This window comes from Mesorhizobium sp. L2C084A000, from assembly GCF_000502875.1.
In the GTDB taxonomy this organism is placed as follows: Bacteria; Pseudomonadota; Alphaproteobacteria; order Rhizobiales; family Rhizobiaceae; genus Mesorhizobium.
Window position 1 is genome coordinate 297,146 of record NZ_AYWX01000005.1, and the last position, 7,855, is coordinate 305,000.

Genomic DNA, 7,855 nt, shown 5'->3' on the forward strand with positions numbered 1-7,855 from the left:
TGCCGCAAAGCGGGCCGGTGATGGAAGGAGACAGATATGAACCTTGAGAAATACTCAGAGCGCGTGCGCGGCTTTATCCAGTCCGCGCAGACTATGGCGCTTTCCCGCAACCATCAGCAATTCACTCCTGAACATATCCTGAAAGTGCTCGTCGACGACGATGAGGGCCTGGCCGCGTCGCTGATCGAACGCGCCGGCGGCAACGTCCGCGACGTCAAGCTTGGCGTCGAGACGGCGCTCGAAGCGATGCCCAAGGTGGAAGGCGGCAATGGCCAGCTCTATCTGGCGCAGCCGCTGGCAAAAGTGTTTTCGACCGCCGAGGAACTGGCCAAGAAAGCCGGCGACAGCTTTGTCACGGTGGAGCGGCTCTTGCAGGCGCTCGCCATGGAGAAATCGGCCAAGACCGCCGACATCTTGGCCAAGGCCGGCGTCACCGCGCAGGCGCTCAACCAGGTCATCAATGACGTCCGCAAGGGCCGCACCGCCGATTCGGCGAGTGCCGAACAGGGCTACGACGCGCTTAAGAAATACGCGCGCGACCTGACCGCGGATGCCCGTGCCGGCAAGCTGGACCCCGTGATCGGGCGTGACGACGAGATCCGCCGCACCATCCAGGTGCTGTCGCGCCGCACCAAGAACAATCCCGTGCTGATCGGCGAACCCGGCGTCGGCAAGACGGCGATCGCCGAGGGCCTGGCGCTGCGCATCGTCAATGGCGACGTGCCGGAATCGCTGAAGGACAAGCAGCTGATGGCGCTCGACATGGGCGCGCTGATTGCCGGCGCCAAATATCGCGGCGAGTTCGAGGAGCGGCTGAAGGCAGTGCTCTCCGAAGTCACCTCGGCCAACGGCAACATCATCCTGTTCATCGACGAGATGCACACGCTGGTCGGCGCCGGCAAGGCGGATGGCGCCATGGATGCGTCGAACCTGTTGAAGCCGGCTTTGGCGCGCGGAGAGCTGCACTGCGTCGGCGCCACCACGCTCGATGAGTATCGCAAGCATGTCGAGAAGGATGCAGCGCTTGCCCGCCGCTTCCAGCCGGTGTTCGTCGACGAGCCGACGGTGGAGGACACCGTTTCGATCCTGCGCGGCCTGAAGGAAAAATACGAGCAGCACCACAAGGTGCGTATTTCGGATTCGGCGCTGGTGGCGGCGGCGACGCTGTCCAACCGCTACATCGCCGACCGCTTCCTGCCGGACAAGGCGATCGACCTGGTCGACGAAGCCGCATCGCGGCTGCGCATGCAGGTCGATTCCAAGCCCGAGGCGCTGGACGAGATCGATCGCCGCATCATGCAGCTCAAGATCGAACGCGAGGCGCTGAAGGTCGAGACGGACGACGCCTCGAAGGATCGGCTTGCCCGCCTGGAAAAGGAACTCGTCGGCCTTGAGGAAGAATCGACCGAGATCACCGCCAAATGGCAGGCCGAGAAGCAGAAGCTCGGGCTTGCCGCCGATCTGAAGAAGCAGCTCGACGAGGCGCGCAACGACCTTGCCATTGCCCAGCGCAAGGGTGAATTCCAGCGCGCCGGCGAGCTTGCCTATGGCAAGATCCCGGAGCTGGAAAAGAAGCTGAAGGAGGCCGAGGCCCAGGACGGCAAAGCCGGCATGGTCGAAGAGGTGGTCACCCCCGATCATGTCGCCCACATCGTCTCGCGCTGGACCGGCATTCCGGTCGACAAGATGCTGCAGGGCGAGCGCGACAAGCTGCTGCGCATGGAAGACGAGATCGGCAAGCGCGTCGTCGGCCAGGGCGAGGCGGTGCAAGCTGTCTCGAAGGCCGTGCGGCGTGCCCGCGCAGGCTTGCAGGATCCGAACCGGCCGATCGGCTCGTTCATGTTCCTCGGACCGACGGGCGTCGGCAAGACCGAATTGACCAAGGCGCTGGCGAGCTTCCTGTTCGACGACGAGAGCGCGATGGTGCGCATCGACATGTCGGAGTTCATGGAAAAGCACTCGGTCGCCCGGCTGATCGGCGCACCTCCCGGCTATGTCGGCTATGAGGAAGGCGGCGCGCTGACCGAAGCGGTGCGGCGCCGGCCTTATCAGGTCGTGCTGTTCGACGAGATCGAGAAGGCGCATCCGGACGTGTTCAATGTGCTTTTGCAGGTGCTCGATGACGGCCGCCTGACCGACGGGCAGGGCCGCACGGTCGATTTCCGCAACACGCTGATCATCATGACGTCGAACCTGGGCGCCGAATATCTTGTCAATCTCACCGAGGATCAGGACGTCGATCTGGTTCGCGACGAGGTGATGGGTGTCGTCAGGGCGTCGTTCCGGCCGGAGTTCCTCAACCGCGTCGACGAGGTGATTCTGTTCCACCGGCTGCGCCGGCAGGATATGGGCCGCATCGTCGAGATCCAGCTCAAGCGGCTGGAGAGCCTGCTTGTCGATCGCAAGATCACACTTTCGCTGGACCAAGAGGCGGTCGATTGGCTGGCGGCCAAGGGCTACGACCCTGCCTATGGCGCGCGACCGCTGAAGCGAGTGATGCAGAAGGAATTGCAGGACCCGCTGGCGGAGAAGATCCTGCTCGGCGACATCCTCGACGGCTCGACCGTCAAGGTGACAGCCGGTTCCGACCGGCTGAACTTCCGCTCGAAACCGACGATCGTCGCGGCGGAAGTGGCAGCCTGATCCAAAGCCGCGCGTCCATCCCGGACGCGCGGCTTTTTAGGTCTTTGTCATATGCATGTCGTTCTCCCAAAACCGGGGCCACTTTTGGGCGATATGCGCAAAAAAGCGGGCGCGGATGACACTGGACGATTACAACAGCTTCTGCGCCTCGCTGCCCGCGACGAGCCATGTCGTCCAGTGGGGCGGCGCCCATGTCTGGAAAATCGGGGCCAAGATCTTCGCGATCGGCGGCTGGGACCAGGGCCAGCAGCTCTTCGTCACCTTCAAATGCTCCGATATCGCCTATGACGTGCTCAAGGAGCAGCCGGGCCTGCGGCCCGCGCCCTATCTTGCCTCGCGCGGCATGACATGGATCCAGCGTCGGACAAGCCAGAGTATGGATGATGCCGCGCTGAAGGACTATTTGCGCGAGAGCCATCGCCTTGTAGCCCTGAAACTGACCAGGCAGGCGCGCAAGGAATTAGGACTTGCCGCAAGCTAGTCTATATTCCTCGAGGCGCCGGAAAACCGCCATCTTCATGCCCGGTTCATGTTGGAACCATATGGTGGGTAACTGGTTTGCTGGCGAGGGGCTTCGCCACGGGCGTCGGCAATTACGGACCGGAGAGTTTCGCCACTATGCTGCGTACGATCTTCACCCTTTCGGTACTTGCCGGCGGGCTTTTGTCTGCCAATGCAATCGCTGCCCCAACGCAGGACAGCGCACCACCGATTGTCCGTGCCGCCGATACCGGGGGCATCCTTATCGCCCAGGACGGCAATCTCGACATCTACTACGACGCTAGAGGCAACCGCGTCATCGTCGATGCCGATACCGGCAAGGTCATCGCCATCCAGCCGCCGCAGACCCGGCTCGACCGTCGTGCCCTGCGCCGGGAGACACGACTGCGCGAATTGGGCCGCGCCCCCGACGGCGACGACCGCTACTATCTCGACGATCCGGAAGACATGGCGCGGTTCCGCCGCCAGCAGTTGGAAGAGGAAGGCCGCGTTATCCCGCCGCCGGCGGACGAGTACGATCCCTATGGGGACAATTCCGTCGAAGCCTATCCTACCCCACCGCAGGACGATGGCAGCTACGACGACAATTATCCCGACGCGCCGCAGCCGGCGAAGCCGGGCACCATCAAGCGCCAGCCGCTGAACGAGGCCTCGATAGACCCTGCCCAGCCGGCGATACCCGCCGATCAGGCGGCTCTGCCACCAAAGGCTGGCGACAAGACCACTGTTGCCCCGGCACTTTCGCTGGGAGCGCGCCAGGATGTCGCCGCCCTTCAGGTGCTGCTCGACCGGGGTGGCGCTTCGCCTGGCGTCATCGACGGGCGTTTCGGTTCGAATGTCGACAAGGCGCTCGCTGCCTACAACCAGATCACCGGCGCCAATCTGCGATCGACCGACGCGGTCGCCATCCAGGCGGCACTTGCGCAATCCGGCGGCGATGCCTTCGCCAACTACACGATCACAGCGGAGGATGCGGCCGGTCCCTATGTCGCGTCGATCCCGGAAGACTACAGCCAGAAGGCGCAACTCGACCGCATGGGTTATACGTCCGTGACCGAGGCGCTCGCGGAGCGCTTCCACATGGACGAGAATTATCTCAAAGCGCTCAACCCGGACGTCGATTTCAATCGTCCCGGCACAACCATCAAGGTCGCCAATTTCGGAAAACTGGTTTCGACGCCGGTGGCCCGCATCGTCGCGGACAAGGACAAGAAAGAGGTTTTCGCCTATGATGCCGGCGGCAGACTGGTCGCGGCCTATCCCGCAACCATCGGCTCATCGGACACGCCGTCACCGTCCGGCATACACACGGTGTCGCGCGTCGCGCTCGATCCGAACTACACCTACAACCCCAGCATCAATTTCAAGCAGGGCCAGAACGACAAGGTCCTGACCATCCCGCCGGGCCCGAACGGCCCGGTCGGCTCGGTCTGGATCGCCCTGGACAAGCCGACCTACGGCATCCATGGCACGCCGGATCCGTCGAAGATCGGCAAGACCGAAAGCCATGGCTGCGTGCGCCTGACCAACTGGGATGCGCGTGAACTGGCCAAGCTGGTGTCGCCGGGTGTGACGGTGGAGTTTGTCGGCGGACCTTCAGCCGATGATTTTGCGCAGCAGTGAACTGTGAAGTGCGGCGGCATAGACCAGATGCACGATCAGAATGAAACCGAGCTTTCAAGTGGTCGCCTCACCGAAATCCCCGCTGGCTGCGTGTAACGGCGCCAGCATGACTGTGCCATTTGCGCCCTGACAGAGTGCGACCTGGCCAAACGGCTGGTTTCAGCGACAGCAAGCCACTGGCTGGTTGTTGCCGGTGCGCTAGGGGTTTAAGCAAGATTTCATGCATTCACCGAGTAAAGCTGCCGCCGTCCCGCTGACCAGCCCGGTCAGGAATGGGACGTTCTGTCCGCAGTCGCAGCGGCGATTTGTGCTGATCGCGGCAATTCTGGCCTCGGCGCTTGGCTTCATAGACGGCTCGATCCTGGCCATCGCCACACCGGCGATCCGCGTCAACGTCGGCGCCAGCCTTGCCGAGGCGCAGTGGATTTCCAATGCCTATGCGTTGACGCTGTCGGCGCTGATCCTGGCCGGGGGTGCCGCCGGCGACCGATTCGGCCTACGCCGCGCCTTCGTGGCCGGCATTGCGCTGTTCATCGTCGCTTCGCTTGCCTGTGCGCTGGCGCCGAATGCCATTGTGCTGATCGCATTTCGTGCCGTCCAGGGCATTGGCGCAGCGATCATGGTGCCCGGCAGCCTCGCCATCATCGCCAAGGCCTACCCGAAGAAAGAACGCGGCCGCGCTATCGGCATCTGGGCGGCGGCTTCGGCGCTGACCACGGCACTTGGCCCGGTGCTCGGCGGCTTCGTGCTGTCGGCCTTCGGCGACGGCATCTGGCGGGCGATCTTCGCCATCAACCTGCCGCTCGGGCTTATTTCGATCTGGCTTCTGCTGGCCAAGGTTCCAGCCGATACGCCGACGGAGAAACGCAGCCTGGATCTCGGCGGTGCAGCGCTCGCGACATTGGCCTTCGGCGCGCTTGCCTATGGGCTGACCTCGATGAGCGCCAGCGGCGAGGGCCTCATGGCAGGGCCGAGCATTGCCGCAGGCGTCGTATTGCTGGCTGTCTTCATCTTCTTCGAGCTTCGGCAGCGTGAGCCGATGATCGACCTCAGCCTGTTTCGTGTCGCTGCTTTCGCCGGTGCCAATGTGGCGACGTTCTTCCTCTATTTCGCGCTTTCGGCCAACCTTTTCTATCTGCCGATGCTGCTGATCGCCGGCTGGGGACTGAGCACGGCCGAGGTCGGCTTCATCTTCCTGCCCTTGTCGGCAGCGATCGCGCTTTTGTCGGGACCTGTCGGCAAGCTGTCGGACCGGATCGGATCGCGTTTTCCGATCGCCTGCGGCAGCCTGGTCGTGGCTTTCGCGTTTGCCGGGCTGGCCTTGCTCACCTACGCCGGTATCCATAATTTCTGGACCGGAACATTCCCGCTGATGGGGCTGATGGGGCTCGGCATGGCTCTGGTCGTATCGCCTTTGTCGACCGCGATCATGACGGCGGTGGAAGACAAGGACACGGGGGCGGCCTCCGGCATCAACAATGCCGTCTCACGCATCGGCGGTTTGATCGCGGTGGCGGCGATGGGCTCGCTTGCCGCATGGGTTTACGCGAATGCGCTGGACGCGAGCGCAACGCCGGGCATCCCAGGATTTGGTGAACCGGCGCCAGCCGGGCTTGCGCCGGCCATCGATGCGGCGAGGCTCGCCGCCAGCGACGCCGCTTTTGCTGCGGTCTCTTCGGTGACCGCGCTGCTTTGCCTGCTTGCGGCTGTCATCGCCTGGACGACCATTCCCGGTGAGCGATTGCCATGGCCGCGACAGGCCGAAGATCAGCAAGGCTGAAGCGGGTCAACCGTCGATCTTGGCGCTCGCAACCTTCAGCGAATCGCTGTCTTCCTGCTTCAGCAGTTCGTCGATGCGCTCGCGCTCGCGCTTGAAGGCAACGAGGTCATCGCCCTTCAGCACCTTGCCGACCGGCAGGCGGACACGCATCGGATCAACCTTGGTGCCGTTGACGATCAGCTCGTAGTGAAGATGCGGGCCGGTGGCGAGGCCGGTCTGGCCGAGAAAGCCGATGGTCTGGCCCTGGCGGACGTGCACGCCCGGTTCGATGCCTTTGGCAAAGGCGCTCTGGTGATTGTAGGACGTTTCGTAGCCATTGGCGTGGCGGATGATGATCTGCTTGCCGTAACCGCCCGCCCAGCCGACCTTCTCGACCGTGCCGTTGCCGGCGGCGATGATCGGCGTGCCGATGGGGGCTGCCCAGTCGACGCCGGTGTGCATGCGGACATAGCCGAGGATGGGATGCCTGCGGGCGCCGAAACCGGAGCGGAATTTCCCGGCGGGCAGGGGATTGCGCAACAGGAACTGCTCGGCGCTCGAACCGTCCTCATCGAAATAGTCGGTGCCGCCGTCCTGCATCTGGAAGCGGTAGAAGTTGCGGGTCTGGCCGCCGAACGTCGCCGAGACGTAAAGAAGCTCGGAGTTGTCCGAGGTCTGGTCGTCGCCGTCGGGCTGCGAGAACAGGACTTCGATGCGGTCGGCGGGGCTGAGGCGGGACTGGAAGTCGACGTCGGACGCCAGCAGCTTGATCAACCGCTGCGTCATCGCCTTGGACATGCCGTAGGAATAGGCAGCGCGGTAGATGCCGTCATAGACGTTGGGCAGGTTGCCGCGCACCACGACCGGCGCCGACGAATCATCGAAGGCTGTCAGCAATTCGGGGTTCGGATCCGGTTCCTGCGCCGGCACATACTGGCCGCGATCGTTGAGCGCGATGGTGACGATGTGCTGGGTCCGGTCATAGACGCTGGTGCGCACGACCTTGGCGGCATCGCCGTGAACCTCGAGGCCGACACGCAGTACGGTTCCAGCCTTGAGCGCCGTCGCATTGAGCAACTTGGCGATGGCTTCGGCCATTCCGGTGGCATCTTCACCTGTGTAGCCCGAATCGGCAAAAGCCTCGGTGACGTCGAGATCCTTGGTGAAGGGGATGATTTCCTCGGCAAAAGCCGGCGCCTGGTCGTCAACGGTGGCTCGCGGCGCCACCGAGACATTTTCCGGCACGATCTTGACGTCGTAGGAGCCGGCCATGCTCTCGGCAAAAGCTTCGCCGAATCGCTGCGGGTCGACATAGTGGAGCGAAGCGAC

General features: G+C 63.6%; 5 protein-coding genes (1 of these 5 only partly in view). 4 read left to right on the forward strand and 1 reads right to left on the reverse strand.

Going from position 1 to position 7,855, the window contains the following annotated elements; all coding sequences use genetic code 11:
* The first annotated feature begins 36 nt into the window (after positions 1–36).
* The 4 genes from clpB (at position 37) to X735_RS151840 (ending at position 6,547) form a co-directional block, all read left to right on the forward strand.
* Positions 37–2,643 (forward strand): ATP-dependent chaperone ClpB, encoded by a 2,607-nt coding sequence (clpB, locus tag X735_RS151855; RefSeq protein ID WP_023811169.1) that lies wholly within the window; start codon positions 37–39, stop codon positions 2,641–2,643.
* A 115-nt stretch (positions 2,644–2,758) separates the two neighbouring features.
* Positions 2,759–3,124 (forward strand): MmcQ/YjbR family DNA-binding protein, encoded by a 366-nt coding sequence (locus tag X735_RS151850; protein WP_023811170.1) that lies wholly within the window; start codon positions 2,759–2,761, stop codon positions 3,122–3,124.
* 137 nt (positions 3,125–3,261) lie between these two features.
* Positions 3,262–4,767, forward strand: coding sequence for a L,D-transpeptidase family protein (locus X735_RS151845; RefSeq protein WP_023811171.1), 1,506 nt, complete (start codon positions 3,262–3,264; stop codon positions 4,765–4,767).
* Positions 4,768–4,987: 220 nt separating this feature from the next.
* Positions 4,988–6,547: an MFS transporter gene (locus X735_RS151840; protein WP_023811172.1), complete on the forward strand. Its 1,560-nt coding sequence runs from the start codon at positions 4,988–4,990 to the stop codon at positions 6,545–6,547.
* 6 nt (positions 6,548–6,553) lie between these two features.
* Here the strand turns inward: X735_RS151840 and X735_RS151835 are convergent, their stop codons facing one another.
* Positions 6,554–7,855: the 3' portion of a M23 family metallopeptidase gene (locus X735_RS151835; protein ID WP_023811173.1), read on the reverse strand. 666 nt of this gene lie beyond the right edge of the window; the window shows 1,302 of its 1,968 coding nt (coding positions 667–1,968); the start codon falls outside the window, past its right edge; its stop codon occupies positions 6,554–6,556.

Coding starts and splice junctions, on each gene's coding strand:
- X735_RS151845 (WP_023811171.1), top strand. CDS start 3,262: ATGCTGCGTACGATCTTCACCCTTTCGGTACTTGCCGGCGGGCTTTTG.
- X735_RS151850 (WP_023811170.1), top strand. CDS start 2,759: ATGACACTGGACGATTACAACAGCTTCTGCGCCTCGCTGCCCGCGACG.
- clpB (WP_023811169.1), top strand. CDS start 37: ATGAACCTTGAGAAATACTCAGAGCGCGTGCGCGGCTTTATCCAGTCC.
- X735_RS151840 (WP_023811172.1), top strand. CDS start 4,988: ATGCATTCACCGAGTAAAGCTGCCGCCGTCCCGCTGACCAGCCCGGTC.